The sequence below is a fragment of the Pseudarthrobacter sp. As-47 genome (genome assembly GCF_058215595.1).
Genome location: NZ_CM177088.1, coordinates 2,516,509 through 2,537,413 on the forward strand (window position 1 = coordinate 2,516,509; position 20,905 = coordinate 2,537,413).

The 20,905-nt window shown below is 67.4% G+C and carries 16 protein-coding genes, 2 tRNA genes and 1 riboswitch; of the genes, 1 reads left to right on the top strand and 17 read right to left on the bottom strand.

The features are described 5' to 3' along the window. From AC4BCK_RS11635 to AC4BCK_RS11650, 4 genes are all read right to left on the bottom strand, one after another. Positions 1-1,353, bottom strand: a complete 1,353-nt coding sequence (locus AC4BCK_RS11635) for an extracellular solute-binding protein (protein ID WP_364273922.1) — start codon at positions 1,351-1,353, stop codon at positions 1-3. A 117-nt stretch (positions 1,354-1,470) separates the two neighbouring features. Next, positions 1,471-2,673, bottom strand: a complete 1,203-nt coding sequence (locus tag AC4BCK_RS11640) for an ROK family transcriptional regulator (RefSeq protein WP_174179959.1) — start codon at positions 2,671-2,673, stop codon at positions 1,471-1,473. A 212-nt stretch (positions 2,674-2,885) separates the two neighbouring features. Continuing rightward, positions 2,886-4,091, bottom strand: a complete 1,206-nt coding sequence (locus tag AC4BCK_RS11645) for a class I SAM-dependent methyltransferase (RefSeq protein WP_490565967.1) — start codon at positions 4,089-4,091, stop codon at positions 2,886-2,888. An 80-nt stretch (positions 4,092-4,171) separates the two neighbouring features. Then, complete coding sequence (locus AC4BCK_RS11650) at positions 4,172-5,254, bottom strand: FAD-dependent oxidoreductase (protein ID WP_174179848.1); 1,083 nt, start codon at positions 5,252-5,254, stop codon at positions 4,172-4,174. Positions 5,255-5,320: 66 nt separating this feature from the next. Between AC4BCK_RS11650 and AC4BCK_RS11655 the strand changes: the two genes are divergently transcribed. After that, on the top strand, positions 5,321-6,643 hold the full coding sequence (locus AC4BCK_RS11655) for a class I SAM-dependent methyltransferase (RefSeq protein WP_400619836.1): 1,323 nt from the start codon (positions 5,321-5,323) through the stop codon (positions 6,641-6,643). Between the two features lie 94 nt (positions 6,644-6,737). On the opposite strand, the gene AC4BCK_RS11660 is transcribed toward AC4BCK_RS11655, so the two are convergent. The 13 genes from AC4BCK_RS11660 to AC4BCK_RS11720 form a co-directional block, all read right to left on the bottom strand. Next, positions 6,738-6,810, bottom strand: a tRNA-Ala gene (locus tag AC4BCK_RS11660). A 183-nt stretch (positions 6,811-6,993) separates the two neighbouring features. Further along, a tRNA-Ala gene (locus AC4BCK_RS11665) sits at positions 6,994-7,066 on the bottom strand. 113 nt (positions 7,067-7,179) lie between these two features. Further along, positions 7,180-7,581 (bottom strand): ribosome silencing factor, encoded by a 402-nt coding sequence (gene rsfS / locus AC4BCK_RS11670; RefSeq protein WP_066276611.1) that lies wholly within the window; start codon positions 7,579-7,581, stop codon positions 7,180-7,182. Between the two features lie 59 nt (positions 7,582-7,640). After that, positions 7,641-9,020, bottom strand: coding sequence for a hypothetical protein (locus AC4BCK_RS11675; RefSeq protein ID WP_490565968.1), 1,380 nt, complete (start codon positions 9,018-9,020; stop codon positions 7,641-7,643). 7 nt (positions 9,021-9,027) lie between these two features. Further along, complete coding sequence (gene nadD, locus AC4BCK_RS11680) at positions 9,028-9,639, bottom strand: nicotinate-nucleotide adenylyltransferase (RefSeq protein WP_229666279.1); 612 nt, start codon at positions 9,637-9,639, stop codon at positions 9,028-9,030. A 55-nt stretch (positions 9,640-9,694) separates the two neighbouring features. Next, entirely contained in the window at positions 9,695-9,925 is a 231-nt protein-coding gene (locus AC4BCK_RS11685) for a hypothetical protein (protein ID WP_104186060.1), read from the bottom strand. A 77-nt stretch (positions 9,926-10,002) separates the two neighbouring features. Beyond that, on the bottom strand, positions 10,003-11,376 hold the full coding sequence (locus tag AC4BCK_RS11690) for a glutamate-5-semialdehyde dehydrogenase (protein WP_490565969.1): 1,374 nt from the start codon (positions 11,374-11,376) through the stop codon (positions 10,003-10,005). A 26-nt stretch (positions 11,377-11,402) separates the two neighbouring features. Further along, entirely contained in the window at positions 11,403-12,554 is a 1,152-nt protein-coding gene (proB, locus tag AC4BCK_RS11695; RefSeq protein ID WP_104186062.1) for a glutamate 5-kinase, read from the bottom strand. Next, complete coding sequence (gene obgE, locus AC4BCK_RS11700) at positions 12,544-14,133, bottom strand: GTPase ObgE (RefSeq protein WP_174179856.1); 1,590 nt, start codon at positions 14,131-14,133, stop codon at positions 12,544-12,546. The genes proB and obgE overlap by 11 nt, the downstream gene beginning before the upstream one ends. A 115-nt stretch (positions 14,134-14,248) precedes the next feature. Continuing rightward, entirely contained in the window at positions 14,249-14,512 is a 264-nt protein-coding gene (gene rpmA / locus AC4BCK_RS11705; protein ID WP_009372867.1) for a 50S ribosomal protein L27, read from the bottom strand. Between the two features lie 61 nt (positions 14,513-14,573). After that, on the bottom strand, positions 14,574-14,882 hold the full coding sequence (rplU, locus tag AC4BCK_RS11710) for a 50S ribosomal protein L21 (RefSeq protein ID WP_066276623.1): 309 nt from the start codon (positions 14,880-14,882) through the stop codon (positions 14,574-14,576). Between the two features lie 264 nt (positions 14,883-15,146). Further along, positions 15,147-16,706 carry a bifunctional hydroxymethylpyrimidine kinase/phosphomethylpyrimidine kinase gene (gene thiD / locus AC4BCK_RS11715; protein ID WP_490566910.1) on the bottom strand — a complete coding sequence of 520 codons (1,560 nt, stop codon included), beginning with the start codon at positions 16,704-16,706 and terminating at the stop codon, positions 15,147-15,149. A 7-nt stretch (positions 16,707-16,713) separates the two neighbouring features. After that, positions 16,714-16,811, bottom strand: a riboswitch (TPP riboswitch). A gap of 220 nt (positions 16,812-17,031) precedes the next feature. Beyond that, the gene (locus AC4BCK_RS11720) at positions 17,032-20,517 is read right to left on the bottom strand and encodes an Rne/Rng family ribonuclease (protein ID WP_490565970.1); all 3,486 of its coding nucleotides are present in this window, start codon (positions 20,515-20,517) and stop codon (positions 17,032-17,034) included. Positions 20,518-20,905 lie beyond the last annotated feature (388 nt).

A 20,905-nucleotide genomic window follows, 5' to 3' on the forward strand; every position in this document is an offset into this window, starting at 1 on the left:
CTACTTCCGGACGGTCTTGGCGGCACCCACGATGTCCGCCACTGCGGCATCATAGTCCGCAGCCGCCTCCTGGGGCGACCTGGTGCCGGTGATGACGGCCTCGGTGGCTTCCTGGACAGCCGCGGAAATCCGGGGGTAGTCGGCAGTTGCAGGGCGGTACCTGGTGACCGAAACGAGCGCGGAGACATCCCTGACGAACGGATTGGCGTCAAGGTACCCGGGGTCGGCGGCCACGTCCTTGCGGACGGCAATCTGCGAGCTTTCCACGGTGAAGCTGAGGGAATTCTCTTCGTTGAGCGCAGTGGTCAGGAAGCTGAATGCCAGCTCAGGCTCCTTGGTCTCCGCCCCGAGCGCCAGTGTCCAGCCGCCGGACATGCTCACAGCTCCCGGGGCCTGGCCGTTCTGGGTGGGGAAGGGGGCAACGCCCATGTCCTGTTCGTAGCCGGGCCACTCATAGCTTCCGCCATCCTGCCAGAACGACGGCGCGTAGGAGCCTTCCACGGTGGCGCCCATCCTGGCGTTAGGCAGCCACTCGCCGAACACCTTCTTCCACACGTTGGCGTCGAGGGCCTCGGCTGGGGAAACGGCCAGCTGTTCGTCATAAAGGGTTTTGAGGAAGGCCAGCGAGTCCTGGAAGCCGGCCGAACCCACCACCCACTTTCCGGCCTCTTCGTCGTAGAGCGATGATCCCGTGCCATACAGCAGCTCGTAGAAGCTCTGCATCACGGTCCCCTCGCCGGTTCCCTTGCCGGCGTACATGTTGAACGGGATAACGGTGGGGTCGTTGGCCTTGATCTTCCGTGCCGTGTCCAGGATGTCCTGCCAGCTGCGCGGCTCCCAGGGAAGGGTGACCCCGGCAGCTTCCAGGACTTTCCGGTTGTACCAGATGGCGCGGGTGTCGGTGCCCAGGGGCACTGCGTACGTCCCGCCGTCGTCCGCCCGCCCTGCCGCCTTGGCGCCGTCGTCGAACGTGTCCCAGTCCTCCCAGCCCTCCAGGTAGCTGTCCAGCTTCAGGAGGTAGCCGGCGTCCACGTCGGAGCGGACCTTGAACGTGTCCTCGTAGAAAACGTCGGGCGCCGTGGATGGCGAGCGCAGCGCGAGGGCCAGTTTCGTCCCGTAGTCGTCGTCGTTGGCCTGGATGGGCTGCAGCTCAACGGTCACTCCCTGGTTCGCCGCCTCAAACTCCTGTTTGGCGGCCTGGAGCATGGTGTCCAGGGCGGTGAAGGAGTCCGTTTTCTGGTACGCAACTTTCAGGGTTTTGGACGAAGCGCCGGGATCGTCCGGGCTGCAGGCCGCCAGGGCTACCGTTGCCGCGGCAATCAGGGACATGGTCTTCAAGGCCCGGCGACGCATGGCGCTCCATTCGGTCGATGGCGGCGGCCCTGTTGTTGGCGGGCCCCAAACCGCACAATATGCACATGCTAGATGGACGTCCTGCGGCAGGCAAGGCGCTGCGCACAGCCCGTCGGGTCAGCTCTCCAGGAGGAGCCGCTGGGCCCGCGGGGCCAGCGTATGCTCCAGGACCAGGGAAGCCGCCCCGATGGCGCCGACGTCGTCCCCCACCCCGGTGCCCACAACATCGATGGGATGGATGAGCCGGGTGTCGCTGTGGGCATCCAGCAGCGCCGGGACCTTCTCCAGGTAGCGGTCTGCCAGGCGGCTCCAGAACGGCCCGCCGAACACCACCCGTTCAACGTCCAGCGTGTTGGTCACCACGGCCACGGCCCGGGCCACGCGCACCGCGGACCGGTCAATGATGGCAAGTGCCTGTTCGTTGCCCTGGTCCGCGAGGTCGCACAAACGGGAAAAGCTCTGCTGGATTTCCGCTCCGCTGTTGCCTGACCGGGAGCCGTCCAGGATGCCGGCGTCTTCCGCTTCGGCTACCAGCACCTGCGGGATGCAGGTGGATTTCACGCAGCCGCGCAGGCCGCAGTCACAGGGGGCGCCGTCGGGATCCACAATGATGTGGCCGATCTCGCCGGCGTTTCCGGAGGTTCCCCGGATGACCTCATCATTGAGGACAATGCCGCAGCCTATGCCGGTGCCCATGTACATGAAGATGAAGCTGCCGGAGCCGCTGGGGCCGCCGGCCCAGGTTTCCGCCACGGCCGCGCTGGTGACGTCCTTGTCCACCAGGACCGAGTATCCGGTGGCTTCGGAAAGGGCGCTGCGCAGTTCCACCCTGTCCCAGCCGGGCAGCAGCGGCGGATCCACCACTGTGCCGTTGTCCAGGTCGATGGGGCCCGGTGCGGCCACTCCCAGGCCGGCGATCCGCTCCCTGTCCACGCCGGAATCCTCCACCAGCTGGTCGATTTCGGCCGCGATGGTGGTGATGACGGCCGAGGGGTCGTTGCCGCCGGGGGTTTTTATCCGGGAATGCCGCACCACCGAGCCCACGAGGTCCAGGACCACGAACGTGGTCACCGCGGGATCGAGGTGGACGCCGAGGGCGAACACACCGCCGGGGTTGAGCCTGAGGATGGTGCGCGGCTTGCCCGGGCCGCTGCCTTCCTTGCCGGCCTCCACGATCAGGTTCTGGTCCAGGAGGCGCCGGGAGATGTTGGAGATGGTCTGCGGGGACAGGCCCACAATCTGGGCAAGTTCCACGCGGCTGAGGCCGCCGGAGGACCTGCGGATGGCGTCCAGGATCACCGTGAGGTTGAAGTCCCCCATTTTGGGCAGGTTGGTTCCGCGCCTCGGTGAGGATTGGCGGATCTCAGTCACAGCGTCCCCTAAACGTCTTCGGCCACGTACATATGGTGATGCTTGAATCGTACGTTACGCGTGGTCAGACACCCGTAGGACGGCACGACGGCGCGGCGCGGCCCCCGTGCGCAGCCCGGCAGCGAAGGTGGTGCTGCCCGGCAGGCTGCGGGCCCACGGGCTCACGCCCCTGCCGGGTCCGTGCCGCGGCGGGTGCTCAAGGTCACCGTGAACTTGGGGTTCCGGCCCTTCACCACGGTGGGCCCGACGTGCCGCTCAAGGGCCGGCGGGTAGGGCAGGTGGCGGTTGAAGACCGTCCACAGTTCGCCGCCCGGAGCGAGCACCCTGCCCGCGGCTTCAATCATCTTCAAACCTGCACCGGCGTGGACGCCCGCACCCACATGGAACGGCGGGTTGAGCAGGACCAGGTCCACGCTGCCGTCCGCCATGGTGCTGAGCGCGTCGTCCTGCAGGACCGTGATGCGGTCCGCCAGGGCGTTGGCCTCCGCCGTGGCCAGCGCCGAGGCCACAGCCGCGGCGGACTGGTCCGTGGCGGTCACCTGGGAGCCGGGGCGCTGCCGGGCGTACATGGCGGCAAGGATTCCGGTGCCGCAGCCGAGGTCGACGGCGTGCCGGGCCGCCTTCATGGAGGGAAGGAACGTCAGCAGGAACCTGGTGCCGATGTCCAGTTTGGTTCCTGCGAAGACGGCACCGTGGGCGGCGACCTTGAGGCCCAGTTCGGCGAGGTGTTCGACGACGGGATAGCGTTCCTGCTCCCCGCTCCCCTGCGGCCCGCCCGCCAGGATCACGCGCGATTTCTGCCGGGCGAGCTGGGGCCGGACCGAGCGGAAGTGCCGTTCCAGCACGGAGTTCATGCCGAGGGACATGTGCTTGACCCGCCCGCCCGCGATCAGCGTGACGTCAGGTGCGGCATACCGGGCCACGGCGGCAGCAACTTCATCCAGTTCCGCCAGGGTCTTGGGCAACTGCAAAAGCACCGCCCGGGCGCCGGCAAGGAGCTCAGGCCCGAGCGGCATCTGCGTGAAGCCGGGCGGGTTCCCGGCTCCGCCGTCGGACGTTCCTGCTGTTGGCTCCGGCACGTGGGCGGCGTTGCGATATGCGGCCGCGTTGAGCTGCAGAGCGCGCTCTCCGGTGACCAGGTCCTGGTGCACGCGGACCGAATCCGGGCTGAGCGTGGCCAGGGCGCCGAGGGTCAGGGCCCCGTACCGGTCCCCGATAACGGCAATCGCGCTTCCGCCGAGGACCAGTTCCGCGGCTGTCTCCAGCAGGAGCCGGTCCGTGGCGTCCCACGCCTGCAGGTTGGGCGCTTCCACATCCGGCCTCCGCCGAAGTGCGCTGAAGACGTCCTGAAGAGTGTCTGATGCCACGTGTTCTGCCGCTTCCGTTGTGCGTGTGCTGTGTGCGTTTGCTGGGGTGCGTGGACCGGGCACGGGCCGTGCCCCGTCCGTCAGCCCCAACTTACCGGTGTTGCCGCCTGACTGATCCCGGGGAGTTTGAGGATGGCCGCCACGGCGGCGCGTCCGGCCCTGTTGGCCCCGATCGTGGACGACGACGGCCCGTAACCGACCAGGTGGACGCGGGGTTCCGAGGCTACCTGGGTTCCTTCCATCGCTATGCCGCCGCCGGGTCCCCGCAGGTGCAGCGGCGCGAGATGCTCCAGCTCCGCACGGAACCCGGTGGCCCACAGGATCGCATCTGCCGGCTGGAAACCTCCTTCAGCGAGCCTGACGCCGCCGGGCTCTATGGAGGTGAACATCGGCTGCCGGTCCAGGGCGCCCCTGGCCGCCGCCGCCTTGAGGGCCGGCGTCCAGATCAGGCCGGTCACCGACACCACGCTCTGCGGCGGCAGGCCCCTGCGGACCCGTTCCTCCACCAGGGCCACCGCGTCGTGTCCCGCCCTGGCGTCGAACTCCTCATCCCGCCACACCGGTTCCCGGCGGGTGAACCAGCTGGTGGTGGTGACGCGCGAGATTTCGTCAAGGAGGCCGACTGCCGAGATGCCGCCGCCCACCACAATCACGTGCTGTCCTTTGAACTCCTCCGCGGAGACGTAGTCCGCCACGTGGAGCTGGCGTCCGCGGAAGGTGGACTGCCCGGGGTAGATGGGCCAGAACGGGCGGGTCCAGGTGCCGGTGGCGTTGATGACGGCCCTGGCTGTCCAGTCTCCGTCCGATGTGGCGATCCCCAGCAGGCCGGCGGGGTCTGTGTCCTCCCGGCTCACCGAGTGGACCTTCACGGGCCGCCGGACGGACAGCCCGAGTTCCTCCTCGTAGTCGCGGAAGTAGCGTGCCAGGAATTCCGAACTGGGCTCGCGCGGATCCACGGCGGGCTTGGCTATACCGGGAAGATCGCTGATGCCGTTGACCGTTTCCATCCGAAGGCTTTTCCACCGGTGCCGCCACGCGCCGCCGGGACCATCCTCGGCGTCGAGGATTACATGGTCAACACCGCGGCGCTGAAGGTGATAGGCAGCCGAAAGCCCGGCCTGGCCCGCGCCGATGACAACGACGTCGGCACGGGCAGAATTCACTCCCCCATGATAGTCGCGGGGCGTCTCCCGGCCTTAGTCTTGGCCCATGGAGACGGGAGGACCACCATGACCACAAGCAAAGGACACGCAGCGCGCCTGGCCCAGGCCCTGTCAGTTGTGCTGGACACCGAAGAGCTGCCCTTGCGCCTGCGGGCCTGGGACGGGTCAGAGGCAGGGCCTGAGGGTGCACCTGTCCTGGAGTTCCGTTCCCGCCGGGCCCTCCGCCGGATCCTGTGGTCCCCGGGCCAGCTCGGCCTGAGCCGTGCCTACGTGGCGGGCGACATCGATTCGCCCGGGGACATCTTCGCGGCGTTCACCGCGTTGAGTTCAGCCGGGAAGTTCGCGGAGCCCGGTCCGTTCCGGCGGCTCACGGCCCGGGAAATGTGGACGCTGCTCCGCACGGCCGTCCGGCTGGGGGCGCTGGGCCCCAATCCGGCGCCGCCGCCCGAGGAGGCAAAAGTGGTGAAGAAGGGCCGGCTGCATTCGCGCCGGCGCGACTCGGCAGCCATCTCCCATCACTACGATGTGGGCAACGATTTCTACGCACTGGTGCTGGGGCAGTCCATGGTCTATTCGTGCGCGGTCTGGCCGGACGGCAGCTACGGCACGGAATCCCCGGAGTCGGGCAACCGGCTCGCCGCCGGCCTGGAAGAAGCCCAGGAGGCAAAACTGGACCTGGTGTGCCGGAAGCTGGGCCTGCGGCCGGGAATGCGGGTGCTGGACGTAGGCTGCGGATGGGGAAGCTTCGCCCTCCATGCTGCCGGAAAGTACGGCGCAACGGTGGTGGGCATCACCCTTTCCACGGAGCAGGCAAACCTTGCACGCAAGCGGGCCGCCGAGGCCGGCCTGACCGAGCGGGTGGACATAAGGGTCCAGGACTACCGGGACATCGGGGACGGACCTTTCGATGCCATCAGCTCCATCGGGATGTCCGAACATGTGGGCAGGGAACAGACGCCAGCCTACGCCGCCGCTTTGTTCAGCCTGCTCCGGCCTGGCGGGCGGCTGCTGAACCATGCAATTTCCTGGAACGCGGGCCCCACCAGGCCGGATCCTGATTCGTTCATTCCGCGCTACGTGTTTCCGGACGGGGAGATGATCAGCCTTGGCGAGATGGTGGCTGCCCTGGAGGGCACCGGATTCGAGGTCCTGGATGTGGAGGCGCTGCGGCGGCACTATGCGTTGACCCTGCGTGCCTGGGTCAGCAGGCTGGAGGCCAACTGGGACCACGCCGTAAAGCTGGCCAGCCTGGGCAGGGCGCGGGTCTGGCGGTTGTATATGGCGTCCAGCGCGCTTGGCTTTGAGGGCGGGCTGACGGGCGTCAACCAGGTCCTGGTCCAGCGGCCGGGCGGTGATGAACCCCCGCTGCGGCGGACAGCCTGGCTCTGAAGGGGCAGCTGGGTTAACGCGGAAGGGACGGTCCCGATGGGACCGTCCCTTCCGATGCTCCTTCGCCTTCCGGCTCGGTGCAGATGTTAATCGGTGGAGCTGAGGGGACTCGAACCCCTGACCCCCTGCATGCCATGCAGGTGCGCTACCAGCTGCGCCACAGCCCCGGATGTGCCGCTTCCGGAATAACTCCCCGAAGCAACCTGATCAGCTTAATGCACTTTCGCCCCGCACGCCAATCGTGGTGCCGTGTCCCGGCCTGGGGCTTGTCCGGGCGCGCGGCTGGGTTCCCGGGAGACGGCAAACAAAAAAATCCGCCGGAATCACAGTGATTCCGGCGGATTATTCGGTGGAGCTGAGGGGACTCGAACCCCTGACCCCCTGCATGCCATGCAGGTGCGCTACCAGCTGCGCCACAGCCCCGAACAATTGCTGCCCTTTCGAGCTTTTTCGGCTTTCCCCGAAGCAACTCAAATATCTTAGAACAGCAATTCCGAAAATTCCAAATCGGGCATATTCCGCGCGATTCCGCGGATTTATTCGGTCTCGGACCCTGCGGTGGCTTTGGCTGACGCGTCGTCTCCGAGCTGCAGGTCCACCACGGGGCAGTCCTTCCAGAGGCGTTCCAGGGCGTAGAACACTCGGTCCTCCTCGTGCTGGACGTGGATAACAATGTCCGAGTAGTCCAGCAGCACCCAACGGCCACCGGAACGGCCTTCACGCCGGACGGGCCGCAGGTCCTGCTTGGCGAGTTCTTCCTCAATACCGTCAACGATGGCGTTGACCTGGCGTTCGCTGGGTGCCGAGGCGATGAGGAAAACGTCGGCCAGGGCGAGCCGCTCGCTGACGTCCAGGGCAACAATATCCTGGGCAATCTTGTCCGCGGCTGCCCTGGCGGCGGCGCGGGCTATGGTGATGGACGATTCTGATGCAGTCACGTGACTCCTTGTTGGGTTAAATATGCAGGGGCCGTCCGTTGCCGGCCGGCTGTTGGTGATCAGCGGGACATGCCGCTGATGATCAGGATGATGCCTGAGACGAGTGCCACGATGCCAAACGCCAGGATCAGGAACTGCAGGACCCTGGTCCGGTTCGCCCGGGCCAGTCCCGCCGTTGCTGCGTCCAGGGGATCCAGCCCGTGGGCGGACGAGGCCGGGATCCGCGGGAGTTCCTCGAAGAGGTCCTCCCCCTGGTGCTCTTCAGTAACCACCTGCTGCGGGCGGGCAGCGGCCCGGGCGGCAGCTTCAGCCCTTGCGATCACCTGCGAGCGGCCGGGACCGTCCTCAGCGGTGGCAGTGCGCTGTGAGCCTGGTAAACGCCGCTTCTTGGTACCGGAAGGGGTGACCTTGGTTCCCGGGCGGGTGGTGACCGGTACGTGCGAAGTTGCGGGCGGCTTCATGACGGGCCGGTCGATGCCGGGGACCTGCACGAATTCCAGCGGCGTGACCATGGCCAGGTTATTGGCAGTAGAGGGCGCGGGGCGCTGTCCGGCCGCGGGCTTCCCGGCCTGGTCCTTTGTGGCGGCATCCACGGGCAGCTTTCCGGCATCCCGGGAACGTCCCTGGCCGGGATCTTTCGGAGGGGTTGCCGGAGCCGGGGGAACCGAAGGGGCTCCGGCCTGCTCAGCCAGTTTTTGCCTGGCCATGGCCCGGCGGTTCATGACCGCCGCACGTTCCGCCAGGGCGATTTGCTCAGCCAGGATCTCCGGATCAACCGCTTCGGGATCCAGGGAGGCAATGTGCTCCATTTTGGCGATCTGGTTTTTTGCCTGCTCTGCGAGCAGGGAGCGGGCGGCCAGAGCCTGTTCCACGGTCATGCCCTCGGGGCCCGGTGAACCGGCCTTTACGCCGGGGGCGGGTGTACCGCCCACACGGGCCTGATCCCCCGCGCCGGTGTTTTCCGGGCCGGCGTGACTGTCTCTGTGGCCGCTGTCCTTATGGCCGTTGTCCTTTTGGCTGCCGTCAACCCGGGGCCCCTCCGCGGAACGCAGAGGAGCGGAAGCGGGCGGAGTGGAAGCCGGCGGAACAATGGGGTTGGCCGCCGTCAGCGCCTGTTCCTTCAGCTGCTGGAGGCGGAGCTGCCGACGGGTGGGAGGACCACCGGCGGAGAGCTGGCCTTCTTTTTCCTCCAGCTCCTTGATGGCGCGAAGGGTTGCACGGTCCCGCGCCCGGATCTGGGATGACCGCGGGGTATTTGCCTGCCCGGCGGCCGTTCCGGCGTCACCGATCCTTGGGGGCGCAGCAGCAACCGGGGCAGCAGCAACTGTCGTGGGGGCAGGCGGGAGCTGCTCCGCGCCCTTTGAAGCAGACTCCTGCTGGGCGTCCCGGGCCTTCCGGAGTTCCCGGCGGCTGCGGATGGGGGGCTGTTCCTGACTCATTGAGAACTCATTCAGTACTGGCTGGTTCACGTGCTAGGGACGGTGGCGCGTCGGCTTCCGCGGCGGCTTCATACAGGCCGTATTTGGCGATGTACTGGACGACGCCGTCCGGCACCAGGTACCAGACCGGATGGTTCGCGGCCACGCGCGCGCGGCAGTCCGTCGAGGAGATGGCCATGGCCGGGACCTCCAGGAGGCTGACATCATCGCGTCCCATGCCGTCCAGGACATGCCCGGGCCGAGTGACCCCGACGAAATGGGCCAGCGACCACAGTTCGTCGATGTCCTTCCAGGAGAGGATCTGCGCCAGGGCGTCCGCCCCGGTGATGAAGAAGAGGTCGGCGTCGGGGCGCTGGGCCCGGAGGTCGCGGAGGGTATCGATGGTGTACGTGGGACCCGGCCGGTCAACGTCCACCCTGCTGACCGTAAAGCGCGGGTTTGACGCCGTGGCGATGACGGTCATCAGGTAGCGGTGCTCGGGTTCGCTGACGTGCTTGTGGGACTTCTGCCACGGCTGGCCGGTGGGGACGAAAACCACCTCGTCCAGGTCGAATTCCGCCGCTACCTCGCTGGCCGCCACCAGGTGGCCGTGGTGGATGGGATCGAATGTCCCGCCCATCACGCCCAGCCGCAGCCTGCCGTTGGCACCCGAGCGGTGCAAAACGCGGGAAATGTTAGTGGCCCTGCCCGTGATCGTGCTTGTTCGGGTGCTGGCGGTGCGGATCCGCGTGCTCCTCGGTGGCCGTGTGGCGGTTGCCCAGGTTGGAGTAGGACAGGGTGATGAACATCATGACCAGCAGGATGGCGAAGATGACCACACCGAAGACCCACGGCTCAGCCCACAGCGGCGCGAGTTCGTGTTCTTCGCCTTCGGCTACGGACGTGGCAATCTGCTGGAACAGCATGTTCTCCCCTTGGGCTCAAACGATTGTGGCAGCGGAAAGCTCCGCCGTTTCTGGCTTCTGGTCTATGTTACCGTGCGCTACCCGCGCACCTGGCCCTCGCCCTGCACGATCCACTTCGTGGTGGTGAGTTCGGTCAGCCCCATGGGACCGCGGGCGTGCAGTTTCTGGGTGGAAATCCCCACCTCGGCACCCAGCCCCAGCTCTCCGCCGTCGGTAAACCGGGTGGACGCGTTGACAATGACGGCCGCGGAATCCACCTCGGCAATGAAACGCTCGGCGTTGGACAGGTCATTGGTGAGGATGGCCTCGGTATGGCCGGTAGACCAGGTGCCGATGTGGCTGACTGCCTCGTCGAGGCTGTCCACCATGGCGACCGCAAGGTCAAGGTCCATGTATTCGGTGGCCCAGTCCTCGTCGGTGGCCGGTTCCGACTCGATGGAGGCAGGAAGGGCGGCGCGGGTGCGCTCATCGGTGTGCAGCCGGACGCCGGCCTTGCGCAGGGCGGCCGCAACGGCAGGAAGCACGCGTGAACCGGAGTGGACCAGGAGCGTCTCCACCGTGTTGCAGACGCTGGGCCGTTGCGTCTTGGCGTTCAGGAGGATCTCCACCGCCATGTCCTCGCTGGCCGACTCGTCGATGAAGATGTGCACGTTCCCCTCACCGGTTTCGATGACGGGGACAGCGGAGTTGGTGACGACGGTCTGGATCAGCTCGCGGCCGCCACGGGGAATGAGTACGTCCACCCGGCCGCGGGCCTTCATCAGGACATTGGCGCCGGCGCGGCCGTACTGGTCCACCGTTTGGACAGCGTCGGCGGGCAGGCCCACGGATTCGAGCGCTTCGCGCAGTACCCGCACCAGCACCTCGTTGGTTGCCTGGGCGGCGCTGCCGCCGCGCAGGATCACGGCGTTGCCGCTCTTGAGTGCCAGCCCGGCAATGTCCACCGTGACATTCGGCCGTGCTTCGTAGATGGCGGCCACCACGCCCATGGGGACGTTGACCTGTCGGAGCCGCAGGCCGTTGGGGAGCGTCTGCCCGCGCACAACGTTGCCTACGGGGTCGGGCAGGTTGGCCAGGTTTTCCAGGGCCGACACCAGGCCCGCGATGCGGGTTTCCGTCAGGGTCAGGCGGTCCAGCATGGCCGCGGAGGTGCCGTTGGCCTTTCCTGCCGCCACGTCCATGGCGTTGGCGGTGAGGATGGATTCAGTGCTCTCCTGCAGGGCTGTGCCTACTGCGCGGAGGGCGCGGTCCTTCCATGCCCGGTTGGCCATGGCCAACCGCCGCGCCGCGTGGCGGGAACGGTCGGCGATGGCGTGCACTGCGGCCTCGACGTCGCCGGAAGACAACGGAATGTCAGCCGGGACCGGTGCTGCCGATGACTCAACGGGCTGCGTGGCGGCAGCGGTGTGTCCGGAATTTTCGGCAGTCTTGTGGATCAGGGCCTCAGTCATGTTCCAAGTTTAGGCGAGCCGGAAGCTCAGACCAGCACCAGGTCGTCAACATGAACAACTTCACGGTCATAGCCGCTGCCCAGCGCCTCACCGAGGTCCCTGGTGGACCGGCCCAGCATTTGGGGCAGCTCCGCGGAGGAGTAGTTCACCAGTCCGCGCGCCACCACCGTACCGTCGGCTCCTGCTATCTCCACGGCGTCGCCGGCTTCAAAATCACCGTGGACGGCGGAAATGCCGGCAGGCAGCAGTGACGTGCGGTGATGGCGGATGGCCTTCACGGCGCCGTCGTCTAGCACGAGCCGTCCCTGGACGGAGGCCACGTGCGCCAGCCAGAGAAGCCTGACGGGCTTCCGGGCGCCGTTGACCGTGAACCAGGTGCCCACGTCCTCGCCGTTAAGGGCCGCGGCGGCGTTGGGCGTGGAAGTGACCAGGGCGTGGATGCCGGATCCCGCTGCCATGGACGCTGCCTCCACTTTGGTGAGCATGCCGCCGGTGCCGACGCCGGCCTTGCCGGTCTTGCCAATGGAGACACCGTCGAGGTCGTGCGCCCCCTCCACCAGCGGGATCCGCTTCGCGCCAAGGGACGGCGGGCCGTCGTAGAGGGAGTCGACGTCGGACAGCAGGACCAGCGCGTCGGCGCGGACCAGGTGGGCCACGAGGGCGGCGAGCCGGTCGTTGTCGCCGAAGCGGATTTCATGGGTGGCTACGGTGTCGTTTTCGTTGACCACGGGGACCACGCCGAGGCTGAGCAGCCGGTTGAGGGCGCGGAACGCGTTGGTGTGCTGGCTGCGGCGCATCAGGTCTTCGGCGGTGAGGAGCACCTGGCTGACGGTCACGCCGTGGGCCCCGAAAGCCTGGGTGTAGCGGGCCATGAGCAGGCCCTGGCCAACGCTGGCGGCCGCCTGCTGGGTGGCGAGGTCGCGGGGGCGCTTGGCGAGGCCAAGCGGTGCAAGACCCGCCGCGATGGCACCGGAGGAAACCAGGATGATCTCTGTTCCGGTGTTGCGCTTGGCGGCGAGTGCGTCCGCGAGGGCGGTCAGCGACTCTTCCGAGATGCCGCCCTTGATGCTGGTCAGCGACGACGAGCCCACCTTCACCACGATCCGGTGCGCGTTGGCCAGCACGCTCCTGTCCACGGACCGCGCCAGCGGTTCCGCGGACGCAGCCCTAGATGTCATCGTCTGCGCCCAGTCCACTCTCCTTGAGCGGCTTGGCAACCCTGCGGCTGCTCACGGATTCGGTCCAGATGCCGGCCTTGCGCTCCGCTTCGAGTTCGGCCCGGGCAGCGGCCTTGGCGTCCTTGCGTTCCTGCTGCTCTTCACGTTTCTGTCCACGGGTGGGGCGGTCGCCGATGTCCGCAAAACGGACGTCCGTACCGCGCGGCGAGGCCAGCAGTTCGGCACCTGCCATCATGGTGGGCTCCCAGTCGAAGACGACGCCGTCATCCTCGCCGATAACAACCGTATCGCCGGGCTTAGCGCCCTGCTTGAACAGTTCCGTTTCCACACCGAGCTTAGCCAGGCGGTCGGCCAGGTAGCCGATGGCTTCCTCGTTGGTGAAGTCGGTCTGCTTGACCCAGCGCACCGGCTTTTCGCCCAGCACGCGGAACAGCGGCTCGAGGCCCTTCTCCTCCCGGCGGATCCGGAACCCGGTTTCGTTGACGGCGCGGGGCTTGATGACCACAGGCTGGACCTTGGGCGGCGCTGCTGCCACCGCGTCCCGGGCCGCCTGCACGATCTCGGCCATCGCGAAGCCCAGCTGCCGCAGGCCCTCGTGGCTGGTTGCCGAGATTTCGAAGACCCGGTAGCCGCGGGACTCAAGTTCCGGGCGGACGAATTCAGCCATGTCCTTGCCGTCGGGCAGGTCCACCTTGTTCAGGGCCACGAGGCGGGGTCGGTGGTTCAGCGGAACTACCTCGCCATCCTGGCCTGCGTAGCTCATGTCCACGGCGTACTTTTCCAGCTCGGCCTCAATGACGGCCAGGTCAGAAAGCGGATCGCGGTCTGCCTCGAGGGTGCCGCAGTCCAGGACGTGGACCAGGGCCGCGCAGCGCTCCACGTGGCGCAGGAAGTGGTGGCCCAGGCCCTTGCCTTCGCTGGCGCCTTCAATCAGCCCGGGCACGTCGGCAATGGTGAAGCGGACGTCGCCGGCCTGCACGACGCCAAGGTTGGGGACCAGTGTAGTGAACGGATAGTCGGCGATCTTGGGCCGCGCCGCGGACATGGCCGCGATCAGGCTCGATTTTCCGGCGGACGGGAACCCGACCAGGGCGATGTCCGCAATGGACTTCAGTTCCAGGACGATGTCGCTGGATTCGCCTTCGATGCCGAGCAGGGCGAAGCCGGGCGCACGGCGCTTCTGGGAGGAGAGCGCGGCGTTGCCCAGGCCGCCGATGCCGCCGGCCGCCGCGACGTATTCGGTGCCTTCACCCACGAGGTCCGCGAGGACGGTGCCGTCCTTGGACTTGACCACGGTGCCGTCCGGGACAGGAAGGATGAGGGTCTCGCCGTTCTTGCCGCCGCGCCAGTCGCCCATGCCGGGGCCGCCGTTGGTGGCATGGCGGTGGGGTGCGTGGTGGTAGTCAAGGAGCGTGGTGGTCTGGTGGTCCACGCGAAGGATCACGTCGCCGCCATTGCCGCCGTTGCCGCCGTCGGGCCCTCCCAGGGGCTTGAACTTCTCACGGTGGACGGAGACGCACCCGTGGCCGCCGGTACCGCCGGATACGTGCAGTACTACCCGGTCTACAAAGCTGGCCACGTGGATCTCCTCAGTGCTGTTTCCTGGACGCCCGGGGCGCCAAGATGATTGTAATGCGGTTAAAAGAACAGTGGAGCGGACCATATGGCCCGCTCCACCGCTTCAGATCTGGTTGTTACTCTGCAGCTGCAGCAGCAACGATGTTGACGACGCGACGACCGCGGCGGGTACCGAATTCAACGGCGCCCGGGGTCAGTGCGAACAGGGTGTCGTCGCCGCCACGGCCAACGCCGGCGCCCGGGTGGAAGTGGGTGCCGCGCTGGCGGACGATGATCTCGCCGGCGGAAACCACCTGGCCGCCGAAGCGCTTGACGCCGAGGTACTGTGCGTTGGAGTCACGACCGTTGCGAGTGGAGCTCGCGCCCTTTTTATGTGCCATCTGAAATGCCTGCCTCTAAATTCTGGGGAATCTGCTGAAAAACCTGAACAGTAACGGAAGGTTACTTGATACCAGTGATCTTGACCTTGGTCAGTTCCTGGCGGTGACCCTGGCGCTTCTTGTAACCGGTCTTGTTCTTGAACTTCTGGATCACAATCTTAGGACCACGGAGGTCCTGGAGGATCTCAGCCGTAACAGTTACCTTGGCCAGGTCAGCAGCGGCGGAGGTGACCTTGTCACCGTCAACCAGGAGCAGTGCGGGCAGCTGAATGGTGCTGCCAGCTCCACCGGCGACGCGGTTCAGGGTAACGAAGTCTCCAACGGAAACCTTCTCTTGGCGGCCGCCTGCGCGGACAATCGCGTACACCACTTGGGAACTCACTTCTCTCGACGTTTATTACAAATTTGCGTGCGGAACCCGGTTCCATGATTGGGTGGGCTCTCGCTGTGCCTCAACGCCGTGGGGTCATAACCCAAGTGTTGGCGTAAGCACCGAAGATCTAGAATACGCTAGTTTTGGCTTCGGCCGCAAATGAGGCTGGTTCCGGCGGGTTGTCTGTGATAGGCACCACAGCCCAGGTCCGCGCCCTTACCTGTGCCCCACCATAGTACCGGCGGGACGCGCAACAGGGTGTCAGGAATGAAGTCGCGGCGCGTCGAAAAAGTCCACCTCGAGGCGGCAGGACTGCCTGAACGCCGCCACCATGGCGTCCCGGTCCCCTGCGGACGCGCTGCGGCCGGCCCCGTCCACAATCGCAACCGCCGTGCGGGTGGCGGCAGCGAAGTCCTCGTCCGCGTACGTGCGCAGCCACTCGGCGTAGGGGTGGCCGGCCGGTTCCCCGGCAGCCACGAACCGGGCGTGGAGTGTTGCGCCCACCTCGGCGTACAGCCAGAAGCAGGGCAGGACCGCTGCGGCCAGCACCGCGTAACTGCCCGACGCCGATGCCGCCGTCAGGTGGTCCACGTAGGACTTGGTGACGGGTCCCAGCTGCGGCTCAACGGTCCGTGTACTGAGCCAGGAGCGGTGCAGCTCGGACTCCACCTCCAGGCACTGCGCGGCGGAACGTGCCCAGAAGAGCTGCTCCCCTTCGGTGGGGGCCAGTGCACTGGTCCGCGCCAGCACCCGTGAGTAGCCGTTGAGGTAGATGGCGTCCTGGGCGAGGTAGTAGGCAAACTCCTTCTCCGGCAGGCTCCCGGAAGCCAGGCCCTGGATGAAGTCCAGCGCGTAGATGTCCTCGAGGTCCTTTGCGGCGTCCGCCCAGAGCTGCGCCGCGAAGCTCCCCTCGCCGCGCACGGCCGGCAGGTGGTGGAAGTGGTGCACGGGCCCGTTGCCCGCCCCCACCTCCAGGGTCTCCGAGGCCTCCAGCGCGCCGGCAAGCCAGGGCTTGACCTCGCGCAGGGCTGCCTCCCAGTCCCCCACCCGGGCCTGGACCGTGGCCATGGCCGCGGACAGGGAGCATCCGGTGCCGTGGCTGTTCACTGTTGCCACCCGCTGACCGGGAACCACGACCACCTCGCGGGACAACATCCCGGCGGTGCTTACGAGGGCGTCGGGGCATTCGGCCCCTGCGAGGTGCCCGCCTTTGACCAGCACCGTGGCTCCCGTGGCGGCGGAGAGGTTCCGGCCCTGTTCCAGGGCGCCTTCCCAGGTCTGCTGCACGTTGCCGCCAACGAGCATGGCGAGTTCAGCCAGGTTGGGCGTGATGAGGTGCGCCAGCGGCAGCAGGCCGCTAAGCGCGGCTTCGGCGGATTCCTGGAGGAGCCGGTCGCCGCTGGTGGCCACCATGACAGGGTCCAGGACCACGACGGCGGGACGCACCTTTTCGAGCCATGCATGGACGGCTTCGATCACCCCGGCATCGCCCAGCATGCCGATCTTTACGGCGTCGATGCTGATGTCGTCGCTCAGGGCATCGAGCTGCTGGGTAAGGAAGTTGGCGGGGGGAACGTGGACGCCGCGCACGCCGAGGGTGTTCTGTGCGGTGAGGGCGGTAATGGCGGCCATTCCGTAGCCGCCGTGGGCGGCGATGCTTTTCAGGTCCGCCTGGATGCCGGCCCCGCCGGAAGGATCGGATCCGGCAATGGAGAGGACCCGTGGCACGCCGCGGTACTCGCGGCCGGGGGCTGCAGGCGCAGAAGCAGCTGCAGGCCCGGAAGCACACGCGGATGTGCCCTGGAGGGTGGCAGTGGGCATTGCAAGGGTGGAAGACAAGAGACATCCCTTCGCCGGTGCTAGCCGGACAGGTTCAACGGGTCTGGATCTCAGCCGGCTCTCTGCGCGGCACCCCGTGTCAGTTCCCCAGCCTAGCTTTTTTTGAGGTCCACAGCGTGAAGGTGACACAGTGCGGCCGGAGCGGGGTGGAATGCCGGTGTTCAATGAGGGTGGTCAAAAGCGCTGCGGAGCGCCGCTTTAAAGGACGGATGCCCGGCCGGCCACTGACTGTGGCTGGCCGGGCATTCGGTCAATACCCGCCCTGGGTCCCGGATTCCGGTAACTCCATGCGTGGCAGCTCCAGTTCCTAGAGCTCTGAGGCAGGCACCCCGACGCCGAGGATGATCGGCGCGTCCGAGGGCTTGCCGCTGGCCGGCTGCGAAGCACCCGCCTTGTCCGTTTCCGGTGCCTTGGCGGCGTGGGAATGCCCGGCCGCGGGGGCTGGAACATTCTCGCGATGCTGGACCGAGGTCTCGTTGGCTGCTCCCTGCGCGCGGCTGGCACTCCGGTTCCGGCGTGCCCTGCGCGGGCGTGACTGCTCCAGGGTGTGGTCCGAGTAGTCCTGCTCCGCTGCGGCGGCCACCGGCCGCTGCTCCGGCTGGACGGCTGCGGGCTCCCGCTGTTCCGGTGCCTGCTCCGGCTCACGTGTCCGCTCCGGGGCAGGAGCCTGCTGGGGAGCCTCTTCCGCCCCGCGCTGGACCGGCTGCACGTCCGGAGTTCCAGCCGGCGTGCCGGCTGCCGGTGCGGGCTCGCCCAGGTGGGCGAAGGCCGCGGCAAGGCGGTCCAGGGTGAGGGCAGGCTTTGGCTGCTGCTCCTCGGCGTGCTCCACGAAGGGCAGGACGACTTTCTCCCCGCCAAAGGTCAGGACGGCAGCGGGCCTGGACGCATCGCCGTCGTGCTTCTCCGTTTCAGCCGGAACTGCGGGCTGGGCCTGCGTTGCCTGCCTGGCGGCGGCCAACTCGTCGTCATGCAGGTGGGCCGCGTGGGCGGCAGCCGCGATGTTGGCAAGGGCCAGCCTGGTGGCTTCCGCTTTCGCATGCCGCTCGGCGTCCGTCGGATCAGGGTGGACCGTGTGGACGTGGACGGCAGCTGCCGGCGCGGCGTCCGGCTGCTGGCCGCCGCGGCCGCGGCGGCGCTTCCGGTCCGGACGGGCACCGGGCTGGCTGCTGTCCGTGCGCTGCGCCTCGATGCGGTTGCCCTCGGCGCGTGCTTCCGGGCGGTGCTCGGCACGCTGCACGTGATGCTCGGCAGCCACAATGTTCGCCCGGCGGTGTTCCACCGGGTCATCGTGGGTGACCACGCCGCGGCCGGCGCAGGCCTCGCACTGCTCGCCGAACACTTCAAGGAGCCCCGTGCCCATCCGCTTGCGGGTCATCTGCACCAGGCCCAGCGAGGTGACTTCGGCAACCTGGTGCTTGGTGCGGTCACGGCCCAGGCACTCCACCATGCGCCGCAGGACCAGGTCGCGGTTGGACTCCAGGACCATGTCGATGAAGTCGATGACAATGATGCCGCCGATGTCGCGGAGGCGGAGCTGCCGGACTACTTCCTCCGCAGCTTCCAGGTTGTTCTTGGTGACTGTTTCTTCGAGGTTGCCGCCGCTGCCGGTGAACTTGCCGGTGTTGACGTCCACCACGGTCATGGCCTCGGTCCGGTCGATCACCAGCGAGCCGCCGGAGGGCAGGAAGACCTTCCGTTCCAGGGCTTTGTGGATCTGCTCATCGATGCGCCAGGCACTGAAGATGTCCTGGTCCTTGGTCCACTTCTCGAGCCGTCCCACCAGGTCCGGGGCGACGTAGGTGACGTATGCCTCGATGGTGTCCCACGCTTCCTCGCCGGAGACGATCAGCTTGGAGAAGTCCTCGTTGAAGACGTCGCGGACCACCTTGATGGTGAGGTCCGGTTCGCCGTAGAGCAGCTCGGGGGCAAGGATCTTGGTGGACTTCGACTGGCTTTCGATGCCCTCCCACTGGGCACGCAGCCGGTTGATGTCGTGCGTCAGCTCTTCCTCGGAGGCACCTTCCGCGGCCGTACGGACAATCACGCCGGCGTGCTCGGGAAGGCGGTCCTTGAGGATCCGCTTCAGGCGGTTGCGTTCGACGTCGGGAAGCTTCCGGGAAATGCCGGTCATGGAGCCGCCGGGAACGTACACCAGGTAGCGGCCGGGCAGGGAGATCTGGCTGGTCAGGCGCGCGCCCTTGTGGCCCACCGGGTCCTTGGTCACCTGGACCAGGACGGTGTCGCCGGACTTCAGCGCGTTCTCGATGCGGCGCTGCTTGCCCTCAAGGTTGACGGCCTCCCAGTTCACCTCGCCGGCGTACAGCACGGCGTTGCGGCCGCGGCCGATGTCCACGAAGGCAGCTTCCATGGACGGCAGGACGTTCTGGACCTTGCCCAGGTAGACGTTGCCGATCAGGGAGTCCTGCTGGGTCTTGGACACGAAGTGCTCGGCCAGGACCCCGTCTTCGAGGACAGCGATCTGGATTCTGTCGTCGCGCTGGCGGACGATCATCTGGCGGTCCACGGATTCCCGGCGTGCCAGGAACTCGGCTTCGGTAATGACGGTGCGGCGGCGGCCGGTATCGCGTGATTCGCGGCGGCGCTGCTTCTTGGCTTCCAGGCGGGTGGAGCCCTTGACGCTGGTGACGCGGTTGTTCACGGCGGGTTCGCTGACGGCGCGCGGAGCGCGGACCCGGGTGACCGTGTTGGGCGGATCGTCGTCTTCCCCGCCCGTCAGTTCGAGGTCCTGGTCGCCACGGCGGCGGCGGCGGCGGCGACGGGAGGTCACGCCTTCATCGGCCTGCCCGGCGGAGTCCTCATCAGCATCCTCGGCGGCGTCGCTGTCTGCGGCAGCGGCGCTGTCGCCTTCTTCACCGTCACGCTCGCCCGCCCTGCTGCGGCCGCGGCGGCCGCGGCCGCGGCGCCTCCGGCGGTTGCCGGCGTCGTCCGAATCGTCCTCGGCGTCGTCAGCCTCGGCATCCTCGACGGGCACCGGGGCGGGCCGGACGACAGTGCTGAGGTCCGGGGCCTGGAACAGCACCGACGTGGGGGAACCCGGTTCCATGAACAGGGACCCGAACGGGCTGGCGGGGGCTGACGACCCTGCGGCGCCGGCTTCGGGCTCGGCAGAAGAATTGGCGTCGCCTTCAACGGAAGGCTCGACGGCGGACGTTGGCTGCGCGGAAGCGCCGGCGGCTTTGGCGGCAGGCGCCTGGGCTGCAGCCTCAGTTACCGGTTCAGAGCCGGCGGGCGCATCGGCGGAGGCCGGAGCAGCGGTGCCAGACGCCGCGGGTGCGGGCTCAGCCGACTCGGTGTCTGCCGGCTCGGTCTCAGCCGGCTCGGGTGCGGCCGTCCCTGCCGGCGGCTCCTCCGCCTCGACGACGGCCGGGGCAGACGTCTTGCGCGTGGCAACCCGGCGGCGCCGGACGGGCTTCGATTCTTCCGCGGCAACCTCTGCAGGCCCGGCGGCAGGCGCCTGCTGCGCGCCGTCGTCGTTGGCGTTGTTGGTGTTCCCGGTTTCGGTGCCGGCCTCCGCAGCAAAGACGGGAAGCGGCTCGGCGGTCTCGACTTTCTTCCGCGAACGGCTCCGGCGGGCGGGCGCCTTGGCCTCGGCGGCCTCAGCTTCCGCGGCCCCGGCCTCGGCGGTGACACCTTCGGCGGCAGCCTCAGTGGCCACGGCCTCGCCGGTTTTCGGAGCGGCCTTCCGCCGGGTCCTCGTGGCCTTCTTCGGCACGGAGTCGGCATCCACGGACGCTGCTTCATCGTTAACGGCTAAAACTTGTTCATTATCCATATGTGGCAACACTCCTGCCCCTGACGTACCGCCACATCCGGCACCCATTGGGGCACATATTGTCAAAACCCGCAGGCGTTGACAGAAGTCAAGTGGATACCCCCAGGTTCGCACCGGCAGTGGGGTGCGGCAGCCCGTGGGGGCCGGCAGGATGTTCAAGAACCCGTTGTTCCACATGCCACAACCAGGTGCCGCCCCATGGAGTTGCGGAGTTCGGATCAAAGAATCCAAAGCCTGCGCTGCTCATCCTTGGCGGTCTTGCGAACAAGCTGCCGGACCGGAGTCCGAATGTGGATCGGGTTCCAGCCACGTTCATTCTCTCATACCCCGGCTATTCCACGGCGGAAGCAGCAGCACTTGTTCGCTTTCCTGGAAGGTCTTTCCAGCG

What these genes read in the sequence shown, in the direction of transcription:
- AC4BCK_RS11635 (WP_364273922.1), bottom strand. Translation starts at nt 1,353, where the DNA reads ATGCGTCGCCGGGCCTTGAAGACCATGTCCCTGATTGCCGCGGCAACG.
- AC4BCK_RS11640 (WP_174179959.1), bottom strand. Translation starts at nt 2,673, where the DNA reads ATGGGGGACTTCAACCTCACGGTGATCCTGGACGCCATCCGCAGGTCC.
- AC4BCK_RS11655 (WP_400619836.1), top strand. Translation starts at nt 5,321, where the DNA reads ATGACCACAAGCAAAGGACACGCAGCGCGCCTGGCCCAGGCCCTGTCA.
- AC4BCK_RS11675 (WP_490565968.1), bottom strand. Translation starts at nt 9,020, where the DNA reads ATGAGTCAGGAACAGCCCCCCATCCGCAGCCGCCGGGAACTCCGGAAG.
- nadD (WP_229666279.1), bottom strand. Translation starts at nt 9,639, where the DNA reads ATGGGCGGGACATTCGATCCCATCCACCACGGCCACCTGGTGGCGGCC.
- AC4BCK_RS11685 (WP_104186060.1), bottom strand. Translation starts at nt 9,925, where the DNA reads ATGCTGTTCCAGCAGATTGCCACGTCCGTAGCCGAAGGCGAAGAACAC.
- AC4BCK_RS11690 (WP_490565969.1), bottom strand. Translation starts at nt 11,376, where the DNA reads ATGACTGAGGCCCTGATCCACAAGACTGCCGAAAATTCCGGACACACC.
- proB (WP_104186062.1), bottom strand. Translation starts at nt 12,554, where the DNA reads ATGACATCTAGGGCTGCGTCCGCGGAACCGCTGGCGCGGTCCGTGGAC.
- rpmA (WP_009372867.1), bottom strand. Translation starts at nt 14,512, where the DNA reads ATGGCACATAAAAAGGGCGCGAGCTCCACTCGCAACGGTCGTGACTCC.
- thiD (WP_490566910.1), bottom strand. Translation starts at nt 16,706, where the DNA reads ATGCCCACTGCCACCCTCCAGGGCACATCCGCGTGTGCTTCCGGGCCT.
- AC4BCK_RS11720 (WP_490565970.1), bottom strand. Translation starts at nt 20,517, where the DNA reads ATGGATAATGAACAAGTTTTAGCCGTTAACGATGAAGCAGCGTCCGTG.